The organism is Methylobacterium bullatum, from assembly GCF_014845095.1.
GTDB lineage: Bacteria > Pseudomonadota > Alphaproteobacteria > Rhizobiales > Beijerinckiaceae > Methylobacterium > Methylobacterium bullatum.
On sequence record NZ_NKUG01000115.1, the window covers coordinates 1 to 22219 of the forward strand.

The 22219-nt window shown below is 68.4% G+C and carries 20 protein-coding genes and 1 riboswitch; of the genes, 12 read left to right on the forward strand and 8 right to left on the reverse strand.

Features of this window, described 5'->3' with window-relative positions:
- The first annotated feature begins 434 nt into the window (after window positions 1–434).
- Window positions 435–541, forward strand: a riboswitch (TPP riboswitch).
- Window positions 542–626: 85 nt separating this feature from the next.
- Complete coding sequence (gene thiC, locus MBTS_RS16395) at window positions 627–2534, forward strand: phosphomethylpyrimidine synthase ThiC (RefSeq protein WP_056141096.1); 1908 nt, start codon at window positions 627–629, stop codon at window positions 2532–2534.
- 49 nt (window positions 2535–2583) lie between these two features.
- Here the strand turns inward: thiC and MBTS_RS16400 are convergent, their stop codons facing one another.
- The 3 genes from MBTS_RS16400 to aptA form a co-directional block, all read right to left on the reverse strand.
- Window positions 2584–3849, reverse strand: a complete 1266-nt coding sequence (locus MBTS_RS16400) for a D-amino acid dehydrogenase (protein ID WP_192216042.1) — start codon at window positions 3847–3849, stop codon at window positions 2584–2586.
- Between the two features lie 366 nt (window positions 3850–4215).
- Window positions 4216–4605 (reverse strand): tautomerase family protein, encoded by a 390-nt coding sequence (locus MBTS_RS16405; protein ID WP_056141108.1) that lies wholly within the window; start codon window positions 4603–4605, stop codon window positions 4216–4218.
- Window positions 4606–4672: 67 nt separating this feature from the next.
- The gene (aptA, locus tag MBTS_RS16410; protein WP_192216043.1) at window positions 4673–6022 is read right to left on the reverse strand and encodes an omega-aminotransferase AptA; all 1350 of its coding nucleotides are present in this window, start codon (window positions 6020–6022) and stop codon (window positions 4673–4675) included.
- 173 nt (window positions 6023–6195) lie between these two features.
- Between aptA and MBTS_RS16415 the strand changes: the two genes are divergently transcribed.
- From MBTS_RS16415 to MBTS_RS16430, 4 genes are all read left to right on the forward strand, one after another.
- Entirely contained in the window at window positions 6196–7602 is a 1407-nt protein-coding gene (locus MBTS_RS16415; RefSeq protein ID WP_192216044.1) for an aminotransferase-like domain-containing protein, read from the forward strand.
- Window positions 7603–7661: 59 nt separating this feature from the next.
- A complete protein-coding gene (locus MBTS_RS16420; protein ID WP_056141116.1) occupies window positions 7662–8078 on the forward strand; it encodes an HIT domain-containing protein in 417 nt (138 codons plus the stop codon).
- Window positions 8078–8983, forward strand: a complete 906-nt coding sequence (gene nudC / locus MBTS_RS16425; protein WP_192216045.1) for an NAD(+) diphosphatase — start codon at window positions 8078–8080, stop codon at window positions 8981–8983. Before MBTS_RS16420 ends, nudC begins: the two co-directional genes overlap by 1 nt.
- A gap of 188 nt (window positions 8984–9171) precedes the next feature.
- Complete coding sequence (locus tag MBTS_RS16430) at window positions 9172–10032, forward strand: outer membrane protein (RefSeq protein WP_147832937.1); 861 nt, start codon at window positions 9172–9174, stop codon at window positions 10030–10032.
- 48 nt (window positions 10033–10080) lie between these two features.
- On the opposite strand, the gene MBTS_RS16435 is transcribed toward MBTS_RS16430, so the two are convergent.
- The 3 genes from MBTS_RS16435 to MBTS_RS16445 all read right to left on the reverse strand — a co-directional run bounded on the left by MBTS_RS16435 (window position 10081) and on the right by MBTS_RS16445 (window position 12809).
- Complete coding sequence (locus tag MBTS_RS16435) at window positions 10081–10593, reverse strand: ureidoglycolate lyase (RefSeq protein WP_192216046.1); 513 nt, start codon at window positions 10591–10593, stop codon at window positions 10081–10083.
- Window positions 10593–11429 carry a bifunctional allantoicase/(S)-ureidoglycine aminohydrolase gene (locus tag MBTS_RS16440; protein WP_192216047.1) on the reverse strand — a complete coding sequence of 279 codons (837 nt, stop codon included), beginning with the start codon at window positions 11427–11429 and terminating at the stop codon, window positions 10593–10595. The genes MBTS_RS16435 and MBTS_RS16440 overlap by 1 nt, the downstream gene beginning before the upstream one ends.
- Window positions 11430–11507: 78 nt before the next feature.
- Window positions 11508–12809 carry a dicarboxylate/amino acid:cation symporter gene (locus MBTS_RS16445; RefSeq protein ID WP_056141130.1) on the reverse strand — a complete coding sequence of 434 codons (1302 nt, stop codon included), beginning with the start codon at window positions 12807–12809 and terminating at the stop codon, window positions 11508–11510.
- A gap of 215 nt (window positions 12810–13024) precedes the next feature.
- On the opposite strand from MBTS_RS16445, the gene MBTS_RS16450 reads away from it, so the two are divergent.
- Together MBTS_RS16450 and MBTS_RS16455 are read left to right on the forward strand one after the other, a co-directional pair.
- Window positions 13025–13924 carry a LysR family transcriptional regulator gene (locus MBTS_RS16450; protein ID WP_192216048.1) on the forward strand — a complete coding sequence of 300 codons (900 nt, stop codon included), beginning with the start codon at window positions 13025–13027 and terminating at the stop codon, window positions 13922–13924.
- 354 nt (window positions 13925–14278) lie between these two features.
- Complete coding sequence (locus MBTS_RS16455) at window positions 14279–14650, forward strand: hypothetical protein (RefSeq protein WP_056141138.1); 372 nt, start codon at window positions 14279–14281, stop codon at window positions 14648–14650.
- A 24-nt stretch (window positions 14651–14674) separates the two neighbouring features.
- Here MBTS_RS16455 and MBTS_RS16460 read toward each other — a convergent pair whose 3' ends face one another.
- Entirely contained in the window at window positions 14675–14914 is a 240-nt protein-coding gene (locus MBTS_RS16460; protein ID WP_018045551.1) for a hypothetical protein, read from the reverse strand.
- A 271-nt stretch (window positions 14915–15185) separates the two neighbouring features.
- Between MBTS_RS16460 and MBTS_RS16465 the strand changes: the two genes are divergently transcribed.
- From MBTS_RS16465 to MBTS_RS16475, 3 genes are all read left to right on the forward strand, one after another.
- Window positions 15186–17306, forward strand: coding sequence for a M48 family metalloprotease (locus MBTS_RS16465; protein WP_483403775.1), 2121 nt, complete (start codon window positions 15186–15188; stop codon window positions 17304–17306).
- A gap of 11 nt (window positions 17307–17317) precedes the next feature.
- Window positions 17318–17815: a hypothetical protein gene (locus MBTS_RS16470; RefSeq protein WP_192216050.1), complete on the forward strand. Its 498-nt coding sequence runs from the start codon at window positions 17318–17320 to the stop codon at window positions 17813–17815.
- A 77-nt stretch (window positions 17816–17892) separates the two neighbouring features.
- On the forward strand, window positions 17893–18396 hold the full coding sequence (locus MBTS_RS16475) for a hypothetical protein (RefSeq protein WP_018045554.1): 504 nt from the start codon (window positions 17893–17895) through the stop codon (window positions 18394–18396).
- A 208-nt stretch (window positions 18397–18604) separates the two neighbouring features.
- Here MBTS_RS16475 and MBTS_RS16480 read toward each other — a convergent pair whose 3' ends face one another.
- Window positions 18605–19744, reverse strand: coding sequence for an HPP family protein (locus tag MBTS_RS16480; protein ID WP_192216051.1), 1140 nt, complete (start codon window positions 19742–19744; stop codon window positions 18605–18607).
- A gap of 413 nt (window positions 19745–20157) precedes the next feature.
- Between MBTS_RS16480 and MBTS_RS16485 the strand changes: the two genes are divergently transcribed.
- Window positions 20158–21780, forward strand: coding sequence for a Na+/H+ antiporter (locus MBTS_RS16485; protein WP_147832280.1), 1623 nt, complete (start codon window positions 20158–20160; stop codon window positions 21778–21780).
- 153 nt (window positions 21781–21933) lie between these two features.
- A complete protein-coding gene (locus tag MBTS_RS16490) occupies window positions 21934–22200 on the forward strand; it encodes a hypothetical protein (protein WP_056141150.1) in 267 nt (88 codons plus the stop codon).
- Window positions 22201–22219 lie beyond the last annotated feature (19 nt).

The following is a 22219-nucleotide window of genomic DNA, read 5'->3' on the forward strand; positions in this document are numbered from 1 at the left end:
ACCGAAGCCACCCCCACCGCCGCCACGACTCATGCCGCCACCGTGGCCGCCACCATGACCGTGACCGCCGCCGCCACGCGCATCGGCCGTATCCGGAAGGAATGTGACCGCGCCGAGCAATGCGGCGGATGCGAGAATAAGCTTGTTCATGGAACACCAACCTGATCGTCTAGAGGAGATTATGATCGATAACGCGTCGTCGATCAGGATGGCTCCATTATTCGCGACCGTTTTAACGTCCGGCGAAAGTCACGCCAATATAGATCAGTCCTCGCGGACTAAATACGAGACTACGATCGACGGCGGAATGTCCGCATGAATCGCAAGAGCCGCGATCCGGGCGGCATGAGGTTCGCTCGAGACAAGCGACGATTCACTCCGGCGAGGATGTTTCTCGGGGCGATTGACAAAGGCGCGGCGAGCGCAGACTTTCGAATCGTTCCGAGGGGGGCCCCGTTCAGGGGGCTGAGATAGGGCCGCAGCCCTGACCCTTGAACCTGATCCGGCTCATACCGGCGGAGGGACGGGAACTACGCTTGGGTTGTCTGCTCCAGACGAGCGGGTGCCCGTCGTCCTGACGTACCGTTGCGAACCGGATCGCCTCCCACGCCAGGAGCGAATCCGAAATGAACGCACCCGTCCTCCCCAAAGACCTTTCCGGACAAGAACCCGCCAAGGGGCAGCCGCAAGCGGTGACCACCGGCCCGATCATGGGCTCGCGCAAGGTCTATGCGAGCGTGGCCGGCCGTGACGACATCCGGGTGCCGTTCCGCGAGGTCACGTTGAGCGATCCGAAGGAGGCCCCGGTGCGGGTCTACGATCCGTCGGGTCCCTATACCGAGACCGATGCCCGGATCGACCTGAACGCCGGCCTGCCCCTGCTCCGCGACCCGTGGATCGCCAAGCGCGGCTACGCCACGATCACGCCGCGCGCGGTCAAGCCCGAGGACAACGGTTTCGTGCCGGAGGACAAGCTCGTCGCCCCCTGTCCGGCGACGCGCCAGATCCGCAAGGCCGGCCCCGGCCAGATGGTGACGCAGTACGAGTTCGCCAAAGCCGGGATCATCACCGAGGAGATGATCTACGTCGCTCACCGCGAAAACCTCGCCCGCGAGACGATGCTGGAAGGCGCGCAGACCGCACTGGCCGACGGCAACAGCTTCGGCGCGTCGCTCCCCGCCTTCATCACCCCCGAATTCGTGCGCGACGAGGTGGCGCGCGGCCGCGCCATCATCCCGGCCAACATCAACCACCCCGAGGTGGAGCCGATGGCGATCGGCCGCAACTTCCTCGTCAAGATCAACGCCAATATCGGCAATTCGGCCGTGACTTCGTCGGCAGCGGAAGAGGTGGAGAAACTGGTCTGGGCGACCCGCTGGGGCGCCGACACGGTGATGGATCTCTCCACCGGCCGAAATATCCACAACATCCGCTCCTGGATCGTGCGCAACTCGCCCGTCCCCATCGGCACCGTGCCGATCTACCAGGCGCTTGAGAAGGTCGGCGGCGATCCGCTGAAGCTCGACTGGGAGGTCTTCAAGGACACCCTCATCGAGCAGGCCGAGCAGGGCATCGATTACTTCACCATCCATGCGGGCGTGCGCCTCGCCCATGTGCCGCTCACCGCTCGCCGCGTCACCGGCATCGTCTCGCGCGGCGGCTCGATCATGGCGCGTTGGTGCCTCGCCGGGCACCGGGAATCGTTCCTCTACGAGCGGTTCGACGAGATCTGCGACATCATGCGGGCCTACGACGTCTCGTTCTCGCTGGGCGACGGCCTGCGCCCCGGCTCCATCGCGGATGCCAACGACGCGGCCCAGTTCGCGGAACTCGAGACCCTCGGCGAACTCACCAAGATCGCCTGGGACAAGGGCTGCCAGACCATGATCGAGGGCCCCGGCCACGTGCCGATGCACAAGATCAAGGTGAACATGGAAAAGCAGCTGGAAGAGTGCGGCGAGGCGCCGTTCTATACCCTCGGCCCGCTGACCACCGACATCGCACCGGGCTACGACCACATCACCTCGGGCATCGGCGCCGCCATGATCGGCTGGTTCGGTTGCGCCATGCTCTGCTACGTCACCCCGAAGGAGCATCTCGGGCTCCCGAACCGCGACGACGTGAAGGAAGGCGTGATCACCTACAAGATCGCGGCCCATGCCGCCGATCTCGCCAAGGGCCATCCGGCGGCGCAGCTGCGTGACGACGCCCTGTCACGCGCCCGGTTCGACTTCCGCTGGGAGGACCAGTTCAACCTGTCCCTCGATCCCGACACGGCGCGCGCCTACCACGACGAGACCCTGCCGAAGGACGCCCACAAGGTCGCGCATTTCTGCTCCATGTGCGGCCCGAAATTCTGCTCGATGAAGATCACGCAGGATCTGCGCGCCGAGGTGCTCGCCATGGAGGCGGCCGGACAGGTGCTGGGCGAGGCCACCCCCATGAGCCAGGCCGAGCGCGAGGCGGGAATGGCGGCGAAATCCGCCGAGTTCCAGGCCGAGGGCGGCAAGCTCTACGTCGACGCGGCCGAATAGGCCGCCCCGCCCCTCTCGCGCCCCGGCGCGAGGGGGCATCGCCCCATCGTCATGCGCCGGCGGTATATCGACTGACGGCGAGGTCCGGGGTGGCGATGTCCGGCGTGCGGCCGGAGATGAGGTCGGCCAGCACCCGACCCGAGCCGCAGGCCATGGTCCAGCCCAGGGTGCCGTGGCCGGTATTGGTGTAGAGGTTCGACAGGCGCGTTCCGCCGACGATGGGCGTGCCGTCCGGCGTCATCGGCCGCAGGCCGGTCCAGAACTTCGCCTGCGAGAGATCCCCGCCCGCCGGGAACAGGTCGCCCACGGAGCGGACCAGGGTTTCCCGGCGCGGTCCGCGCAGGACCGCGCTGAAGCCGGCGAGCTCGGCGGTGCCGCCGACCCGGATGCGGTCGCCGAGCCGGGTGATCGCGACCTTGTAGGTCTCGTCCATCACCGTCGAAACCGGCGCCGCCTCCTCATCGGTGACCGGCAGGGTCAGAGAGTATCCCTTCACCGGATAGATCGGCAGGTCGATGCCGAAGGGCCGGAGCAAAGCCGGGGTGTAGCTGCCCATGGCCGCCACATAGGCGTCGGCGGTCAGGATCTCGCCCGCTGCCGTCGCCACGCCGCCGATCCGGTCACCTTCGCTGCGCAGACCGGTGATGGCCGTGCCGTAGCGGAAGACCACGCCGAGGCCCTCGCAGAGCGCGGCGAGGCGCTGGGTGAAAAGGTGGGCGTCTCCGGTCTCGTCGCCGGGGAGCCGCAGGCCGCCGACGAAGGTCCCGGCCACCCGCGCCAGGGCCGGCTCGGCCATGATGCAGCCGGCAGGGTCCAGCACCGCGTAGGGAACGCCATAGGCGTCGAGGACGCGGGTGTCGTCCCCGACATGGTCGAGCTGCTTTTGCGTCCGGAACAGCTGGAGCGTGCCCTGCTCGCGATGGTCGTAACTGATGCCGGTCTCGGCGCGCAGGTCGCGCAGCACGTCGCGGCTGTACTCGGCCAGGCGCACCATCCGGCCCTTGTTGCGCTGGTAGGCTTCCTCCGTGCAATTCGCCAGCATGCGGGCGAGCCATCCGTAGAAACGCGGCTCGAAGCTCGGCCAGACCACGAGGGGCCGGTGGCGCATCATCAGCCACTTCATGGCTTTCAGCGGGATGCCCGGAGCGGCCCAGGGCGCCGAATATCCCGGCGAGACCTGGCCGGCATTGGCGAAACTCGTCTCGAGCCCCGCCGCCGGCTGGCGCTCCAGCACGGTGACCCGGTGGCCGGCTTTGGCCAGGTAATAGGCCGAGGTGACGCCGACGACACCGCCACCGAGGATCAGGACATGCATGGCCGGCGTTCCGTAGAGGGTCGGGGTAGGGTCCGGACTGGGCTCGACGCCCCGAGCGGGTTCGCATCGGCGGGCCGACACGTCACCTCGCTCAGTCCTGATGGCGTGTCGCAGGTTTCAGGCCGCAGAAGCGGCGACCCTCGTCGCGAAACCCGCCCAGTGCCTGTTTGAGTTGTTTTTCCAAGGCTTTACCTCATCCTGAGGTGCCGCGTAGCGGCCTCGAAGGAGCCCTCCAGGGATCGCGTGATGACTGGAGGGCTCCCTCAAAGCCCTTTACTCGCGCAAAGGGCACCTCAGGATGAGGGGGTCGGATAGGATGATCGACTTTGGTTTGAGCAACCGCTGAGAAATCCGATAAACCGATTGTCAGAGCTCGCCGGTGAGGAACTGCGCCCGGCCGTGGCCGAAGGACCAATCCTCGTCGGTGTTCTCCACCGTGGAGACCATGACATCGGCCGGGGCGATGCCGCAGGCGGCTTCGAGCTTCTCGGTCAGCAGCTTGTAGAACAGCTGCTTCTTCTCCTTTCCGCGCGGCCGGGTGATCATCTGGACCACCACCACGTCCTTGGTGCGCGGGATGTCGAGCCCAGTATCCTCGACGATCATCCGCGAGGGCTTGTGCTCGGTGACGATCTGGTAGCGGTCGCCCGGCGGGACGTTGAACGCCTCCAGCATCGCCTCGTGCGCGGCGTCGAGGAGCGTCTTCAGTTCGGAATCGGTGCGACCTTCCAGGATATCGAAGCGCATCAGGGGCATGTCGGTTCAACCTTTGAAGAGAATGGAACGGGTCACGGGCCGTCTATCGGGTGAGCACCGCCGCCGATCAGGCCTCAGTGCGGATGAGGCCGCGCAGCATCTCGATCATGCCGGTGATCTCGGCAGGGGTCGAGATGAAGGGCGGCCCCATGGCGATGGTGTCGCCGGTGAAGCGCAGGAGGATGCCCTCGCGCAGGCCGCGCTCGAAGACCCGCAGCGCGCGCGCGCCGGGCTGGCCCGGTGTCGGTTCGAGGTCCACCGCCGCCGTCAGGCCGAAATTGCGGATGTCCTTGATGCCCGGCTCGTCGCGCAGCGTGTGGACGGCTCCCTCGAGGATCGGCTCCAACTCGCGCACGCGGGCGAAGAGGTCGCCCTCCTCCATGAGGTCAAGGGAGGCATGAGCGACGGCCGCCGCCAGGGGATGGCCCGAATAGGTGTAGCCGTGGAACAGCTCCACCGCCGCGGCCGGCCCGGTCATGAACGTGTCGTAGATTTCCTTCCGCACGATCACGCCGCCCATCGGCACGATGCCGTTGGTGATGCCCTTGGCGAAGGTGATCATGTCGGGGATCACGCCGAGGCGGTCCGCGCCGAAGGGCGCGCCGAGGCGGCCGAAGCCGGTGATCACCTCGTCGAAGATCAGCAGGATGCCGTGCCGCGTGCAGATCTCGCGCAGGCGCTGGAGATAGCCCAGCGGCGGCACGATGACCCCCGCCGAGCCCTGCAGCGGCTCGACGATGACGCAGGCGATGGTGCCCGCATCGTGCAGCGCCACCATCCGTTCGAGGTCGTCGGCGAGATGCGCGCCCCAGGCGGGCTGGCCCTTGGAGAAGGCCATCTCGGCATAATCGTGGGTATGGCGCAGGTGGTCGACGCCCTGGATCATGGCGGTGGCGAACATCTTGCGGTTGGCCACCATGCCGCCCACCGACATGCCGCCGAAGCCGACGCCGTGATAGCCCTTCTCACGGCCGATCATGCGGAAGCGGCCGGCCTCGCCGCGCAGGCGGTGATAACCGAGCGCGATCTTGAGGGCGGTATCGACGGCCTCCGAGCCAGAATTGGTGAAGAACACCCGGTCCAGCCCGTCCGGCGCCATGTCGGCGATGCGCTCGGCCAGCCGCAGGGTCACCGGGTTGGTCATCTGGAAGGCGGGACAGTAATCGAGCGTCTCGGCCTGCCGGCGCAGGGCCTCGACGATCCGCGGCTGGGCATGGCCGAGGGGGCAGCACCACAGGCCCGACAGGCTGTCGAACAGTTCGCGCCCGTCGGCGGTGCGGTAATAGGCGCCCTTGGCCGAGGTGACGATGCGCGGCGTCGGGTCGGCCTTCACGTGGCGATTGGGCGTGAACGGCATCCAGTAGGGCTCGACATTGAGCTGCCGGTCCGCCGCCTGGTCGATGATCGCATGATCCATGTGTCTCTCCGCCGATCCGCGATGCAAGAACCCGACCCTCGCCGCACTGCGTTATCGCCCGGCCCAGGCTCACCGACTATCGACAGTTGGCGGGTTGGCGCGCGCAGCTGTATCTGTTCACCCGCCCATACAGTCGGATCGCCGAGATCGGTCCCGCTCTGAAAAGACGGCCCATGATCAGCCTCGACCCCGCCAGCACCGCCCCCCTCGTCGCTCAGTTGGTGGAGGCCGTCTCCGAGCGCATCCGCAGCGGGAGCGTGGCGCCGGGCGCCCGCCTGCCCTCGGTGCGCAAGCTGGCCGTTCAGTGCGGCGTGAGCACGCTGACCGTGTCGAACGCCTATAACCGGTTGGTGGCGGACGGCCTGCTCGAGGCCCGGCGCGCGAGCGGATACTTCGTCTCGGCCCGGCTGCTCGACCGCATGGCCAGCGTCCCACGCCGCAAGCCCGTGCAGATCTCGGTGGATTCCTGGTGGCTGCTCCAGCGGGTCTACGAGGAGGACGCCTTCACCGTCAAAGCCGGCTGCGGCTGGCTGCCCGACAGCCACCTGTTCGCCGACGGGATCAAGCAGGCCCTCGCCGCCCTGGCGCGGCGGCCCGACCGGCTGGTCTCGCGCTATGGGCATCCCCTCGGCTACGCACCCTTGCGCCGGGCGATCCAGCTGCTCCTCGCCCAGCGCAACATCGAGTGCGAGCCGGACCAGATCCTGCTGACGCATGGGGCGAGCCAGGCCCTCGATTTGACCATGCGGACCTTCCTGCAGCCGGGCGACGTCGCCTTCGTGGACGATCCCGGCTATTGCAACCTCTACCCCTCGCTCCACGCCATGGGGGTGACCATCGTCGGCGTCGAGCGGACCCTCCAGGGACCGTCGATCCCCGCGCTCCAGGCACTGGCGGAGCGGCACAAGCCGAAGCTGTTCTTCACCAATACGAGCTTCCACAACCCCACCGGCACGTCCTGCTCGCCGGCCACCGCCTACCAGATCCTCCGCATCGCCGAGAAACACGACTTCCAGATCGTCGAGGACGACATCTACGCGAGCTTCGTCGAAGAGACGGCGCCCAGCATCGCCAGCCTCGACCAGCTCGCGCGCGTCATCCACATCAGCAGCTTCTCGAAGACCATCTCGCCCGCCCTGCGGGTCGGCTATCTCGCCTGCAACCCCGAGAATGCGCAGCGGCTCCTGCGCATGAAGATGGCGGCGAGCCTGACGAGCTCGGAGATTTCCGAGAGCATCGTCCACTCGATCCTGACGGAAGGCCAGTACCGCCTCCACATCGCGCGGCTCCGCGAAAAGCTCGCCGCCGAGCAGAAGATTGTGGCCGACGCCCTGCTCTCGGTGGGCCTGTCGCTGTTCCACCGCCCCGCCAACGGGCTCTTCCTATGGGCAGGCTTCGGCGGCGATCCGGACACGGCCGGCCTCGCGCAGAGGGCCGCCGCCAAGGGCATCATGCTCGCTCCCGGACACCTGTTCCGCGCCGATCAGGAGCCGACCCCGTGGCTGCGCTTCAACGTGGCGCATGCCAACGCGCCGGCCCTGTTCCGCTTCCTCGACACCGAGCGGCCCGCGCCCGCGTGACTTACGAGGCCGAACCGGCGAGAACTCCGCATTCCCGACGCATCCCAGCTTGAGCGGCGATGACAGACGAATTCACCCTCGACCCGCGCCTCGTCGCCGACACCGTGCCGGTGGGCGACCTCGCCTTGTGCAGCGTCCTCTTGATGGACGATGCCCGGTTTCCCTGGCTGATCCTGGTGCCGCGCCGGACGGGTGCCAGCGAACTCACCGACCTGTCGGCGGAGGACGCGCGCGACCTCATGGACGAGATCCGGATCGCCACCGGCGTGATGCTGACCCTCGCCAAGCCCGACAAGGTCAACGTCGCCGCCTTGGGCAACGTCGTGCCGCAGCTCCATGTCCACGTGATCGGGCGCTTCCTGTCCGATCCGGCCTGGCCCTCGCCGGTCTGGGGCGTCGGCACGGGCCAGCCCTATCCGCACCACGCCCGCGCCCAGATGATCGAGCGCATCGGCGCCCTGTTCGCGGCCGCCTGATGAGCGCGCGCCTCGACCAACTCGGCTATGCGGAGAGCCGGCTCGTCCGCCATTCGGCCGAGAGCAGCGACCTCGTGCCGAAGCCGGACGCGCCGGAGGCTCGGATCGTGCTCGTGGCGGGGGACCGCATCGTCCTTGCCGGCGATACGGCACTCCTCCCCTCCGGGCAGGCGGCGAGCGCCTGCCACGCCGATCTCACGCTGTTCCTCGGCCGCCTCGACGGCGCTCCGGTCTTCGCCTGCGCGGTCTCGCCGGAGGCCGCCGACGGGTACGAGTCCGATCCCGGCTTCCGCACCACCGACCTGCGCAGCCTCGCCGCCGAGAACGCGGTGGCGCCGCACGAGCTCGGCCTCCTCGCCACGGCGAAATCGATCCTGGCCTGGCATGCCCACCACGGCTTCTGCGCCAATTGCGGAACCGCCACCCGTTTCGCCGCCGGCGGTTTCCGCCGCGAATGCCCGACCTGCGAGACCCATCACTTCCCCCGCGTCGATCCCGTGGTGATCATGCTGATCCGGCGGGGAGAATCCTGCCTGCTCGGGCGCTCGCCGCGCTTCAAGGAGGGCATGTATTCCTGCCTCGCCGGCTTCCTTGAGCCCGGCGAGACCATCGAAGACGCGGTCCGCCGCGAGACCCTCGAAGAGGCGGGGCTGAGGATCGGCGCGGTGGCCTACCACGCCTCGCAGCCCTGGCCGTTCCCGTCGTCGCTGATGATCGGTTGCGCGGCCGACTCCCTGGACGAGGCGATCACCATCGATCCGGCCGAGCTCGCGGATGCCCGCTGGTTCACCCGCGACGAAGTCTCCGCGATGATCGCCGGCACCCATGGCGAGGGTTTGACCGTGCCGCCGCCCATGGCGATCGCGCATCTGCTCATGCGCGCCTTCGTCGAGGAGCGGCTCTAACGGGCTGTGGAAACCGGTCGCCGGGCACATGACAGTGGCATTTTTGTACCGCCACGAGGGAGAGTCAGCCACGTCGTGTCTTGGTTAAGAATTTCGGACGGTCGTTCCGAAATTGTGTCTTCCCGGCACTATCCCAGGATCACGCCTTTGATTCACGTCGCTGCCTCAGTGGAGGCGGTGAGGGGACGATGGCGAAGATTGTGTTGGGTGTCGGCGCGATGATCGGGATGATGACCGGAACCGTGGCTGCGGCGGACCTGCCCCGTCGTTCCGCACCGCCGCCCGTCTTCGTGCCTGTCCCGGCTTTCAGCTGGACCGGCTTCTATGCGGGCGTGCAGGCCGGATACGGCTTCACCGACCGGCAGACCGTCCGCACGGCGGCGACCTCGGTGAATGGCAGCGGCACCGATTTCTTCATCGAGCGCTCCGGCATCGCCTCGCTGTCCTCACGTCAGCAGGGCTTCGTGGCCGGCGGTCAGGCCGGGTACAATTACCAGCTCACCCCCGGCGCGGGCCTCGTCCTCGGCATCGAGACCGATCTCGCCTATACCGATCTCGACGAGACCAAGCGCAGGTCGCGTGGCCTCTTCGGTTCGGGCAGCGATTCGGCCGTGGTCACCACCACGCGGCAAAGCCTCGATTTCCTCGGTACCGTGCGCGGCCGGCTCGGTTACGCGTTCGATCGCGTCCTGGTCTACGGCACCGGTGGTCTCGCCTACGGCAACGTGAACTACCAGAGCGCGACGAGCTTTCAATTGGCGGGAGTCCCGACCCTCGACCTCTTCGGCGGCGGGATCGACCGTCTCGAGACCGGCTTCGCCTATGGCGGGGGCATCGAATACGCCCTGCCGACCGAGAGTTTCCTCAACGTCTTCCGGTCCTCCGCGGTGACGCTGAAGGTGGAATACCTGCATTACGATCTCGGCAAGCGCAGCGTCCCGCTGACGAGTTCCAGCGGACTCGGCCAGTCCCTGGTGGAAGCGACCTCGCGCTTCCGCTCGGAGGGAAGCGTCGTCCGGGTTGGGCTGAACTACAAGTTCGGCTCCTGAGGTCTCGGGAGGTCCGGCTCGCGATGCCCTCAGGGGCATCGCGGCGGCTTATCCTTCCGACGCTGTCGGCAGAGCGACCGTCCAGGGCTCGTCGAGCCGGACCTCTTCGAGATTGATGCCCGTCCCGCCGCGATCGACCACCAGGAACTCCTGAGGGGCGCCGAAGGGGGTCAGCACGCCGTGCCAGGTGCCGACGTCGTAGCAGATCCCCTGGCCCGGCGCCGTGACGAAGGCCTGCGGCGGGCCGGGCCGCCCGTCCTCGTCGGGGCAGACCACGACGAGGAACGGCGCGGCATTCAGCGGCACGAAGGCCTGCGCGCCGAGGGGATGGCGCTCGACGAGGCCGACGCTCAGCGGCAGGGGATAGGGTTGGGCCTCCACGAGGCCGATCACCACCCGCGCGCCCTCGCCCATGGCGCGGACCTCCGCCAGATCGTGGAAGCGGCGGGCCATGCCCGCATTCATGGGGCGCGGATCGACGGCCGCCTTGTCGATGACCGTCCCGAACGGGGCGAAGGCCTCGGGCGTGAGCGGGCGGGCGACGATGTGGCGGGCGCCCATCACCCGAACCTGCGCGGCGTCAGGGCCGGGTGGCGGTTGACGTCCTTGTAGAGCAGGTAGCGGAAGGGGCCGGGGCCGCCCGCGTAGCAGGCCTGGGGGCAGAAGGCGCGCAGCCACATGAAATCGCCGGCCTCCACTTCGACCCAGTCGCGGTTGAGCCGATAGACCGCCTTGCCTTCGAGCACGAAGAGCCCGTGCTCCATAACATGGGTCTCCTCGAAGGGGATCGAGGCGCCGGGCTGGAGCGTCACGATGTTCACGTGCATGTCGTGGCGCACGTCGTCGGGAGAGACGAAGCGGGTCGTGGCCCAGACGCCGTTCGTACCGGTCATGCCCCGGGGCTCGATCTCGGAATCGTGGCGGATGAAGGCGGGGGGCACGTCGATGCCCGGCACGGGCTCGTAGGCCTTGCGGATCCAGTGGAAGCGGGTCGGCTCGTCGCCGCCATTGCGCAGCGTCCAGGCGGCGCCCGGCGGCAGATAGACGTAGCTGCCCGGCCGCAGGGCATGTGTTGCCCCGTCGAGGACGAGGCTGGCATGACCGCCGACCACGAACAGCACGCCCTCGGCGCGGGGATCGAGTTCCGGGCGTTCGCTGCCGCCGCCGGGGGCGACCTCCATCAGGTACTGGGCGAAGGTCTCGGAGAAGCCGGAGAGCGGCCGGGACAGGATCCAGGCGCGGGTGTCGTCCCAGAACGGCAGCACGCTGGTGACGATGTCACTCATCACGCCCTTCGGGATGACCGCATAGGCTTCCGTGAACACGGCCCGTCCGGTCATCAGCGCGGTCTGGGGCGGCAGGCCCCCGCAGGGCGGGTTGTAGGAAGAGGCGGTCATGGGCTCGTCTCCAACAGGTCATGCGGCCCGTCCGGACCATCGTCGTCGCGGGCGCAGCGCCGGATGCGCACCCTGAGCCTACGCCTTGGCGAGGGGGCTATCGAGCACCGCCGCCGTGTCGGTGGCGACCTCTCCGTTCAGGACGCGGTGGGCCTGCGCCCGGTCGATATCGCCCTCCCAGGCGGCGATGACCACCGTCGCCACGCAATTGCCGATGAGGTTGCCGAGGGCCCGGGCGATGCCGACGAACCAGTCGATGGACAGAACCAGCACCAGCCCGATCACCGGGATTTCCGGCACCGCCGACAGAGTCGCCGCCAGGACGACGATGGCCGATCCGGGGACGCCGTGTGCGCCCTTGGAGGTCAGGAGGGCGATGCCGAGGATCAGCATCAGGTGCCCGAAGGACAGGGGCGTGTTGGTGGCCTGCGCGATGAAGACGGTGGCGAGGGTGAGGTAGAGGGAGAAGGCGTCGAGGTTGAACGAGTAGCCCGTGGGGATCACGAGGCCGACGGTGGAATCGCGGATGCCGAGCCGTTCGAGCTTGCGCATGATCTGCGGCAGCACGCTGTCGGAGGAGGCCGTGCCCGCCACCACCATGAGTTCCTCGCGCAGATAGGCCAGGAGCTTCAGGATGCTGAAGCCGGCCGCGCGCAGGATCGCGCCGAGCACGACGAAGACGAAGAAGGCGACGCCCACATAGAACAGGACGACCAGCATCCCGAGCTGCCGCAGGGAGCCGATGCCGTACTTGCCGACGGTGAAGGCGACGGCGCCGAGGACGCCGAGGGGGGCCAGCCGCACGATGAAGCCGATGATCTTGAACAGGACGGCGGTGATCCGCTCGATGCTCTGCGCCAGGGGCTGCCCGTGCTCGCCGAGCAAAGCCAGTCCCGAACCGAACAGGATCGCGATGATGAGGACCTGGAGGATGTCGCCCTTGGCGAAGGCGTCGACGATCGTGGTCGGGATGATCTTCATCAGGAAGTCGACGGTGCCCGTCACCTGCCCGACCCGGTCGGTGTAGCTGGCGATGGCCTTGGCATCGAGGGTGGAGGGATCGATGTTCATGCCGGCCCCCGGCGCGAACGCGTAGGCGAGGACGATGCCGAGGACGAGGGCCACGGTCGTGACCGCCTCGAAATAGATCAGCGCCTTGAGACCGACCCGGCCGACCTTGCGCAGATCCCCCGCCCCGACGATGCCATGCACGACGACACCGAAGACCAGGGGCGCGATCGCCATCTTGATCAGCTTGATGAACCCGTCGCCGAGGGGCTTCAGGGCGACGGCGAAATCCGGCCATACGATGCCGAGAACGATCCCGAGGACGAGGGCCGCGACCACCTGACCGAACAGGGACGCAAAGAAGCGCTGCATGCGAACCTCCAACCGTTGCTTCAGGCCGTTCGTCGCTCCGCGTGCCCGGCCCCGGTGCATCGGAAGGGTCGTCGATGTGACCGCGCCACGTCGGGGGGACTCACCCGGGTGCGGCATGCCGTCGCCAATCGCCGAGTGCAGCATTGTTCGACCCGCGCCGGCCGTCAAATATCTCTTTCGTCGCCATTAAGAGCTTCCACATATGAATGGCGGCCATGGAACTACGCCACCTCCGCTACTTCGTCGCCGTCGCAGAAAAGCTGAGTTTCACGGCGGCTGCGGAGGCCCTCGGCGTGGCGCAGCCGCCATTGAGCCAGCAGATCCGCGATCTGGAGACGGAGATCGGAACCTGCCTGCTGGAGCGGACGACCCGCCGCGTCTCGCTCACCCAGGCGGGCCAGGATTTCCTGGTCCGGGCGAGGGCCATTCTCCACAGCGCGCAGGACGCCACCGAGCGGGCGCATGCCATCGGCTGCGGCAGCGTCGGCGTGCTCAATGTCGGCCTGACGGGCTCGATGCTCGCCGGACCGCTCGGCGGACTGATCCATAAATTCCAGGAGACCTTCGCCGGCGTCGACATCCAGATCCACGAAATGTCGCCGGACAAGCAGATCGCCGCGCTGAAATCGGGGCAGACGGACATCAGTTTCCTGCGCACGCCGCCGCAGGACCCGGACCTCCTGAGCGAACTGGCCTGGAGCGAGGGGATCGCCGTGGTCCTGCCCAAGGGCCACGGGATCGTGAGCGAGTCGGTGACCTTGAGCCGCCTCAAGGACGAGAAATTCGTCTTCCTGCGCCTGCGCGATTCGCTGTTTGCCAGGCACATCCTGCAATGCTGCATCGGCGCCGGCTTCTATCCGACCATCTCGCAGCAGGCGGTGGAGGCCGCCTCGCTCACCAGCCTCGTGGCGGCGGGATTCGGTGTCGCCCTGATCCCGGAATTCGTGGCGAAGCTCGCCCATGCGAACGTCACTTACAGGCCCGTCGTCTCGCCGATCCTGTCGGCGGATGTCCACGCCCTCTATCACCTGCGCTCGGGACCGATGGCGCAGAATTTCCTGGCCCTGATGCGCAGCGATGCGGAGCGTCTGGCCGCCGAATTGCGGCGGGGATGACGCCTCGGTCGGCTGCAGACCGGTGTTCAACATTGGCTAACCAATCGGGCCCACCCTGGCGGCCATGTCGAAACAAACCGTCAAAACCGCACGCTGTGCCCTCTGGCTGGCCTCGCTGGCCCTCTGTTGCGTGTGCGCCTTCCAGCTGATGAAGATCCCCAAGACCGCCCCTCAGCCCGGTCCTCACGCCTCGCTCAGCCGCGACCCCGACACGACGGGATCGATCGACACTGGGCCGGTGAAGGTCTGCCGACCGACCGTCTGTTAATGACTTCCCACCGATCGGCCGGGATGGACACCATTCGTTAACCACGGCGCCGCACTGATGGGGCAACCCAACTTGCAGGTACCCGAGTGTTCCAGGCCCGTTCGATCGGCATCGAAGATTTCAACGACGACTGCCCTGTTTCCGGCGACGAGCTCGGACAGATCTACCGTGCCCACGCCGACGCGATCCCCGCGCTGATGGCCACGATCCCCGAGCGGACCCGCGCCCGCCTCGCCGCCTTCCTCTATGGCCGGAGCCATACCCGCGAACTCGCCACGCGGGTCGCCGCCTCGTGCCACGCGACCACCCTGCGGCAGGTCGCAGGCGATCTCGGCGACGCGATCCATCGGCAGTCGCGACAGGGCTACGCGCCCCCCACCTATGGCGACGGACACCGCGCGTCGAAGAAGGGCGTCAGCCTCGCGGGATCGGGGACGACGGGTAGCTATCGTCTCTGAACCCAATAGGACCGGCCAGCGCGGCTAATCCATGCCGCGCGCGGCGCGCCATGCCGCCAACGCACGCTCGCGCGCATCGTAGAGAGATCGGAGGCGACTTCCCTCCTCGCCCCGGCCGGCGCGCTGGGCCGCCATCTCGTCGATCCTCTCGGATCCGAACACGCTCGCCAATTCCGCGATCCACGCCGCGTCGGCGGCGATCAGGGCGGCCTCCGTCGAGGCGAGCACGGGGGTGGAGAAACCCGGAAAGAGGTTGAGATTCATCCGCGCCGCTACGGAGCTTCATACAAAAAAGTTTCATGCCTCATTCCAGGGGGCATTCTGGCCAGCGGGCGGTCTGGCGTCGCCCTCCACCTCGCCATGGGGAGAGTTTCCAGAAGGCCGTCTGGATCGGGCGTGCGCCTCGAAGGGTGATTTTTCCTAGGAAGTCGCCTATGCCCATGCCCGTTTGTGCGAAGACACATCTCGGGAGGCAGGCATCGCCGACGCTACGATTACGCGCGCACCATCGCGTCTGCGCTCGCTGGCCGGCCTCGTGGCCGCCACCGTCCTGCTGCCCCTGGCCGTCATGCTGCTCGGGGTCTGGGAGCAGGAGCGCGCCGCCGCCGACTGGGCCGATCTCGATGCGGAACGCCTGCACCTGACGCGGATCGTCCAGGATCTCGAGGCGCGGGAGCCACGGGACGGCCGCATCGATTACCGCATGCAGTTCCGCCGCAACGGTCAAACCTATGGCGGCCCCCTCGCCCTGGTTCAGGCCCGGGCGGCGCGCGACGAGACCGCGACCCTGACCCTGCTGATGGACTGGCGCCGGACGCTGCCGCCCGTCGTCATCGCGGCCGGGGGCATCGCGGCGGCCCTGTCCGTCCTCGTCCTCCTGGCCGGCGCCGTCCTGGGATGGATGGGACGGGCCTCGCGGGACGTGCTGGTGGGCGGCTTCTCCCTGGTGCGACGGCTGCTGCCTCCCATCCTCGCCATCCAGGTCCTCCTCACCGCCGGAGGGTTCGTCGCCGCCGTGATCTTCGAGGCCGGCATCCTCGCCAGGCCCGGTCTCGGCAGCGGAGAGATCAAGCTGCTCATGATCGCCGCCGTGGCCGTCGGGGCCGTCCTCGTCACGGCGGGCGCGACCGTCCTCGGCCTGCGCCGCGCGCTGGCCGCGTTCGAGCCCGACCCGCTGCCGATCCTCGGCCGGACCGTCTCGCCGGCCGAGGCGCCCGGCCTGTGGCGTCTCACCGAGGGGCTCGCCGAACGGCTGGGAGCGCTCAAGCCCGAGGCCGTGGTGGTGGGCCTCACCGGAGGATTCTTCGTCAGCGCCGGGCCGGCCGTTGTGGAGCCGGGGGGCGAGCGCCTGACGGGCCGCATCCTCTATCTCCCGCTGCCCTACCTCGCCCTGATGCGCGGCGACGAGGTGGCGGCGATCATCGGCCACGAACTCGCCCATTACGCCGGGGGCGACACCGCCTACAGCCAGCGCTTCCTGCCGATCTATGCCGGGGTCGGACGCTCCCTCGACGCGGTGGCGGAAGGGCATGCCGGATCCTTCGGGCTGCTGACCCCGTCCTTGCGCCTCGGCGCCTTCGTGATGGAGCGGTTCCACCTCGCCGTGCGGCACTGGAGCCGGGCGCGGGAATTCGCCGCCGACGCCGCGGGCGCCGGACCGACCTCGGCGGATGCCGCCGCGCGGGCGCTGCTCCGCACCGGCGCGGTTCAGCCGCGCATCGCCGAGATTCTCGATGCCGCCGCCGAGAAGCCCGGATCGGCCCCCGCCGATCTCGTCGCCGCGATCCTCGATCACGTGATCGCGCGCGGCCTCGACGACCCGGCCGCGCATCTGGAGGCCGAGCAGCCCCACCCCACCGACACCCATCCGCCGACCCGCGAGCGCATCGCCGCCCTCGGCAGAACCCTCGACGCCGAACTCCTGGCCGCCGCGGCCATCGTGCCGCCGCCCCACGCGCTGGGCCAGCTCGCCGCCTATTTCGCGGACCCCGCCGGATTGTGCCGGACGGCCACGGCGGATTTCCGGGGAGCCGTGGAGGAGCATGACGCGGCCGTACGGGCGCATCTCGAAGCGACGGCGGCGGCGATCGGCACCGAGGAGCGGGTGCTGCGCGAGAACAGCCGGCCCGGCGCCATCGTCCTCGCGGTCACCGGACTGCTCTTCGCCTCTTTCGCCCTCGGCCTGGTGACCCTCGGCTTTCCGGGATTGTCGGCCTGGGAAGCGCGCCTCGTGGCATGGGTGGCCCTTGCCTGCGGGGCCGCGCTTGCGGGTTTCGGCCTGTTCAGGCTGTGGCGGGGTGAGCGGACCACGATGATCCTGCGGCCCGAAGCCCTGGCGATCCCCGGCCTCGACCGGCCCATCCCCTGGGACGACATGGCCGACCTCGACATGACCCTGCAGCAGACCGGAATCGTCACGCGCCTGCTGCTGCCGCCGGAAGCGCCGTTCCCGCAGCTTGTGCCGGGAGGCCGGAAGATCCGCCTCGACCCCAAGCGCCGCATCGTCACGATCAGGGCCGGCCTGCCGCGGAAGATGACGCTGCAGGACTTCGCCGACCTGATCGGCCGCTACCGCCACGCGGCGGAAGCGCGCCGCGTCCTCGCCGAGGCCGGCTCATCCCCGGCCCGCTCCACCCCCGACGCCAGAGCCACGTGAGGCCCGCACCCATGACCGCTTCCGCGAAAAGCCCGGACACCTTGCGCCTCCCCCCTCCCCGCCAGGGCTGGGGCAACATATTCTGGACGCTGTTCGGCCTCGCGGCGCTCGCGGGCCTCCTGGGCGCCTGCCTCGTCTACACGGCGCCGCCGCTGCTCTCGGATTGGCAGGTCCGCGACACGGCCCATCCCGTCGCCGACGCGCGGGTGACGGACGGCAAGTGCAGTGCCAAGATCGTGATCCACATCTGCGACGCGACGCTGAACCTGCGCACGCCCAACGGCACCGTGGCGCGCCGGGTGAACTACGTGTTCACCGGCCTACATGTGGGCGATTACAGCATCCGGGTGATGGCCGATGCGGGCCGTCCCGACCTCGTCACCACCGATCTCGGCCTCGACCGGCTGTGGAACCGCACCCTCACCTTCCTGGCGATCACCGGGGCGCTGGCCGCAATCATCGTGCTGGGCATCGCCGGGATGATCCGCAACCGGCGCGCGACCTCCTGAAGGCGCCTCGCTCCGGCCGTCGAACCGTCACCCCAGGCCCGTGATCCGGGGCCGCCGCACCACGAAGGAACCGCCGCATGATGTCACGCCGCCACGTTCTCGAAGCCACCGCCCTCGTCCTGCTCTCCGCATCGGCGGCATGGGCCGAGCCGACGGTGGGCCTCGCCGAGCGCCGGGCGATCGCCGCCTACCGCCAGGACCGCTATCCCGCCTACGAGAAGGCGATCCAGGACGCGGCGGGCATGCCCGTGCCGGTGGAGGTCGCCTGGGACCAGCTGACGATCCCCGGCGATGCCAAGTACTATGCGGACGAAGGCTATTTCGGGAAGACGATCTTCGAGCCCATCGCCGCCGGGCTGAAGGAGGTCGGCAAGGACAAGATGGGCCGGGACGCCCTTGCCCAGAAGCTCAAGGCGATCCGCATCCGGTTCGACGAGAAGACCGCGCCGGCCTCGAACTACCCCAACGGGCTGACCTTCGAGGGCGGCACCCTCGACGTGAACTGGCGGCCCTTCTCCAACGTCGCCGACTTCAAGGACAGGGTCGATGCCGTGGTGAAGGTTCTGGAAAAGAACCTCTGATCGCAACGCTGGCCGCGTCTCCTTCAGGCGCGGCCGAGAAGCCGGTGAACCTGCCACGTGATCATCATGCTCGACGCCATAAGGATCGCGTAGAGAAGGTTGAGAAGAAGCGGCGTGTCGTGCATCGGCCCGAACCCGTGCTGGTACGGTGGGAGGAAAGCACCTCCCTGGCAACAACCGGGCCATGCCCTCCCCGCCGACGGGCCGTTCACGACGTCTGCGGGCCGGTGGGTTCGAGGGCCTTGGCGGAGACCAGGCGCATCAGGACCGCCAGCAGGTCGGTCTGGGTGACGATCCCGAGGACGCTGCGATCCTCGGCCGTGACCACCACCGCATGCGTGTGTCCGTCGCTCAGCGGCTCGACCAGCGAAAGCACGGCCTCGTCCGCCATGGCGGTCCTGGCCGTCGACATCACCTGCGCGATGGCCCCGTCACCGCGCAAGGCGAGTTCGCGCAGGCCCAGCGTGCCGGCGAGCCGGCCCGCGCCGTCGATCACGGGCAGGGTCCGGATGTTGTGCTTGAGCAGCAGCTCGCGTGCCCTCGCGACGGGCTCGTCCACACCGATCGTGACCACGTCCCGCGACATGACCGTGCCGCAGTCGAGCTCCCCATGGGCGCGGGCCATGGCCTGGCTCTCGACCTCGCGGAGCAACCGATCCAGGTCGGTCCGGTCGATGTCGAGGGTTTCGTTCAAGGACTCGAGCGCCGCGTCGACGTCGCGGGCATTGAAGCCGACGCGGAGCGGAGCGGGCAAATCGGCCGTTCCATGGACGTTGACGGGCGCCGCCTGCGGAACATGCGGATATTGCCGTCCCGACAGGCGATGGAAGGCGATGCCGAGGCCAACCAGGATGAGGGAGTTCAGGCAGACGGGGACGAAGGGAAACAGGAAGCCGGACGACGCGATGGCCGGCCCGCCGATGAGCGCCGTCAGGGCGGCGGCACCGCCCGGCGGATGCAGGCAGCGCGTGAACGACATCGCCGCGATGGCGAGCGAGACGCCGACGCCGATGGCCAGCACGGGGTTGGGGATGAAATAGGCCGCCGTGACGCCGATCAGGGCCGAGATCGTGTTACCGCCGATGATCGGCCAGGGCTGGGCAAGGGGGCTCGCCGGCACGGCGAAGAGGAGCACCGCGGTCGCTCCCATCGGGGCGACGATCAGGGGAATGTGCGGCCCCTCCCCGACGATCCAGCCGCTGACGAGGCCGGTCAGCGCGATGCCCAGGAGAGCACCGAGGCAGGCGATGAGACGCTCGCGCAGCGTCGCACCCGCGAGGATCGGCCGAAACAGGCGAGATCCGAGCAGGTCGCCGAGACGACGTCCAGGACCAGCAATGTTGGACATCCTCTCCTACCCCTCCCCCGTTCGACCGCGCACTCGGCCGCTCATCGCCGCCATCGCTGGCTCACGAGCCTGGTATACCAGAGAGAGTTTTACAGGCCGCGTCGAGATTTGCAATCTCGATAGGCATTTTGCCTTTTGGTGAGGCAATCCGGGCGTCCGATATAGTCGCACGACGCTTTCGCGTTCCGATCGCTCACAATTTTGGCCGCCGCCGAGTATGCGAGCGTGAGATCCTGCCTGCCGATCACTGTCCTGTGATCGATGATGCGGGTCATCCGAGGGCGCTCGCGCTGCGGTCCTCTCCGGACCTGCGGCTCGCTCGGACGGCGATGGCGGCTCTGGCCATCGCGCCCCTATGACGCCACACGGCCGGGGCATCGACACCGCCACCGGCTCCACCATGAAAGAGGCGCATGGAAAGCGTTACCGTCGTCCTGGCCCTGCTGCTGTCCGTCCTCGTCAGCGGCGCCCTCGGCCGCCTGCTTCCGCTGCCGTTGCCGTTGATCCAGATCGCCATCGGCGTGGCCCTGGCCCTGGGACCGCTGCCGAGCACGTCCCTCGACCCCGAAATCTTCTTCCTCGTCTTCCTGCCGCCGCTTCTGTTCCTCGATGGCTGGCGTATTCCGAAGCGTGACCTGTTCCGGGACGGCAAGACCGTGCTGGCCCTGGCGCTGGGCCTTGTGGTCCTGACCGTGCTCGGCATCGGAACGCTGATCCACGGCATGATCCCGGGGATGCCGCTCGCCGTGGCCTTCGCCCTCGCGGCCGTCCTGTCGCCGACGGACCCCATCGCGGTCTCGTCCGTGGCGGCGCAGGCCCCGGTTCCGCGCCGTCTCATGCACATCCTCGAAGGCGAGGCCCTCCTCAACGACGCCACCGGCCTCGTCTGCCTGCGCTTCGCCATCGCCGCCGCCCTCACGGGCACCTTCTCGCTGCCCCAGGCCGCGACCACCTTCGTCTGGCTCGCGCTGGGCGGCATCGGCATCGGCGCCGCGACCACCTTCCTCCTCATGGGCGCGCAGGACCTCCTGCGGCGGCGCACGGGCGAGGATCCCGGCCTGCAGATCCTGTTCAGCCTGCTCACGCCCTTCGGCGCCTATCTCGCCGCCGAGCATGTCCACGCCTCCGGCATCCTCGCCGCCGTCGCGGCCGGCATCGCCATGACCTATGTGGAGATCCAGGGCCGCAGCCTGGGCGCCACGCGCGTCCGGCGCACCGCCGTCTGGGACACGGTGGCTCTGGCCGCCAACGGCTCGATCTTCGTCCTGCTCGGCGAGCAACTGCCGGAGGTGCTGCGGCAAGCCGTCAAACAGGCGGACGTCCAGGGGGCCGGCTGGCTCGTCGCCTGGATCCTGGCCATCACCGCCGGCTTGATGGCGATCCGCTTCGTCTGGGTCTGGATCTCGCTCCAGTTCGTGCTGATGAAGGCACGCCGGAGCGGCGATCGCCGGGAGACGCCGACCCTGCGCCTCGTGGCCGCGACGACCCTGGCGGGCGTCAAGGGCGCCATTACCCTCGCGGGTATCCTGACCCTGCCGCTCACCCTAGCGGACGGCGCGCCCTTCCCCGCGCGCGACCTCTCGATCCTCCTGGCGATGGGCGTGATCCTCACCTCGCTCCTCCTGGCGAGCACGGTCCTGCCCCCGCTGCTGCGGGGCCTGCGCCTTCCCCCCGAGCCCAGCCACGATGCCGAGGAGGACGCCGCCCGCGCCGCCGCGCGCGACGACGCCGTGAAGGCCATCGAGGCCCTTCAGCATCGGCTCGTGGAGGAACAGGAAGACGCCTCCATCGCGGTGGAAGCCAGCGCCCGCGCCATGGACCGCTACGAGGGGCTGGAAGCAGCGACGGCGGAGCCGCGGAAGGATGTCAGCCGCATCAAGCAACTCGCCCTCACCGAGAAGCGCCTGCGCCTCGCGGGCATCGAGGCCGAGCGCCAGGCCCTCTATCGCCTGCGCCGCTCGGAGGCCATCGACGACGTGGTGCTGCGGCGGCTCGTCCGGGAAATCGATCTGGTGGAGGCGCGCCTCGTCGTCTGAGCGGGTCGGGCGGGATCTGGGCGCGCGATATAATCCGTGACACCGCGTGCGCGCGAGCACGCCAAGAATGGAGATGGCGCCCCATATCTATTTCCAACAGCAACAAGCAGACCTCATTCCAGATCTGCAGCTTATAGGAGCCACGTCACCCCCATGAAGACCCGTATTGCCGCCATCGCCACTGCCCTCGTTCTTGGTGTGTCTTCGATTTCTTCGGCGATGGCTTACGATCGTCCTGCCCGTTACACGGGGTTCTCGCCCTACGATGTCGAGACGACGGGTTCGCTCCAGTCCCGTGGTGATGATGTCTCGCGCAACCCGTCCACCTGCCCGATGAGTTCGGCCGCCGAAGGCAACGCCAACCAGCAGAACTTCCCGGTCCAGCAATACGGCCAGACCTCGGGCGGGAACCGCTGCTGATCGGTCGACGAGGGTTCGC

Coding starts and splice junctions, on each gene's coding strand:
- thiC (WP_056141096.1), top strand. CDS start 627: ATGAACGCACCCGTCCTCCCCAAAGACCTTTCCGGACAAGAACCCGCC.
- MBTS_RS16400 (WP_192216042.1), bottom strand. CDS start 3,849: ATGCATGTCCTGATCCTCGGTGGCGGTGTCGTCGGCGTCACCTCGGCC.
- MBTS_RS16405 (WP_056141108.1), bottom strand. CDS start 4,605: ATGCCCCTGATGCGCTTCGATATCCTGGAAGGTCGCACCGATTCCGAA.
- aptA (WP_192216043.1), bottom strand. CDS start 6,022: ATGGATCATGCGATCATCGACCAGGCGGCGGACCGGCAGCTCAATGTC.
- MBTS_RS16415 (WP_192216044.1), top strand. CDS start 6,196: ATGATCAGCCTCGACCCCGCCAGCACCGCCCCCCTCGTCGCTCAGTTG.
- MBTS_RS16420 (WP_056141116.1), top strand. CDS start 7,662: ATGACAGACGAATTCACCCTCGACCCGCGCCTCGTCGCCGACACCGTG.
- nudC (WP_192216045.1), top strand. CDS start 8,078: ATGAGCGCGCGCCTCGACCAACTCGGCTATGCGGAGAGCCGGCTCGTC.
- MBTS_RS16430 (WP_147832937.1), top strand. CDS start 9,172: ATGGCGAAGATTGTGTTGGGTGTCGGCGCGATGATCGGGATGATGACC.
- MBTS_RS16435 (WP_192216046.1), bottom strand. CDS start 10,593: ATGGGCGCCCGCCACATCGTCGCCCGCCCGCTCACGCCCGAGGCCTTC.
- MBTS_RS16440 (WP_192216047.1), bottom strand. CDS start 11,429: ATGACCGCCTCTTCCTACAACCCGCCCTGCGGGGGCCTGCCGCCCCAG.
- MBTS_RS16445 (WP_056141130.1), bottom strand. CDS start 12,809: ATGCAGCGCTTCTTTGCGTCCCTGTTCGGTCAGGTGGTCGCGGCCCTC.
- MBTS_RS16450 (WP_192216048.1), top strand. CDS start 13,025: ATGGAACTACGCCACCTCCGCTACTTCGTCGCCGTCGCAGAAAAGCTG.
- MBTS_RS16460 (WP_018045551.1), bottom strand. CDS start 14,914: ATGAATCTCAACCTCTTTCCGGGTTTCTCCACCCCCGTGCTCGCCTCG.
- MBTS_RS16470 (WP_192216050.1), top strand. CDS start 17,318: ATGACCGCTTCCGCGAAAAGCCCGGACACCTTGCGCCTCCCCCCTCCC.
- MBTS_RS16475 (WP_018045554.1), top strand. CDS start 17,893: ATGATGTCACGCCGCCACGTTCTCGAAGCCACCGCCCTCGTCCTGCTC.
- MBTS_RS16480 (WP_192216051.1), bottom strand. CDS start 19,744: ATGTCCAACATTGCTGGTCCTGGACGTCGTCTCGGCGACCTGCTCGGA.
- MBTS_RS16485 (WP_147832280.1), top strand. CDS start 20,158: ATGGAAAGCGTTACCGTCGTCCTGGCCCTGCTGCTGTCCGTCCTCGTC.
- MBTS_RS16490 (WP_056141150.1), top strand. CDS start 21,934: ATGAAGACCCGTATTGCCGCCATCGCCACTGCCCTCGTTCTTGGTGTG.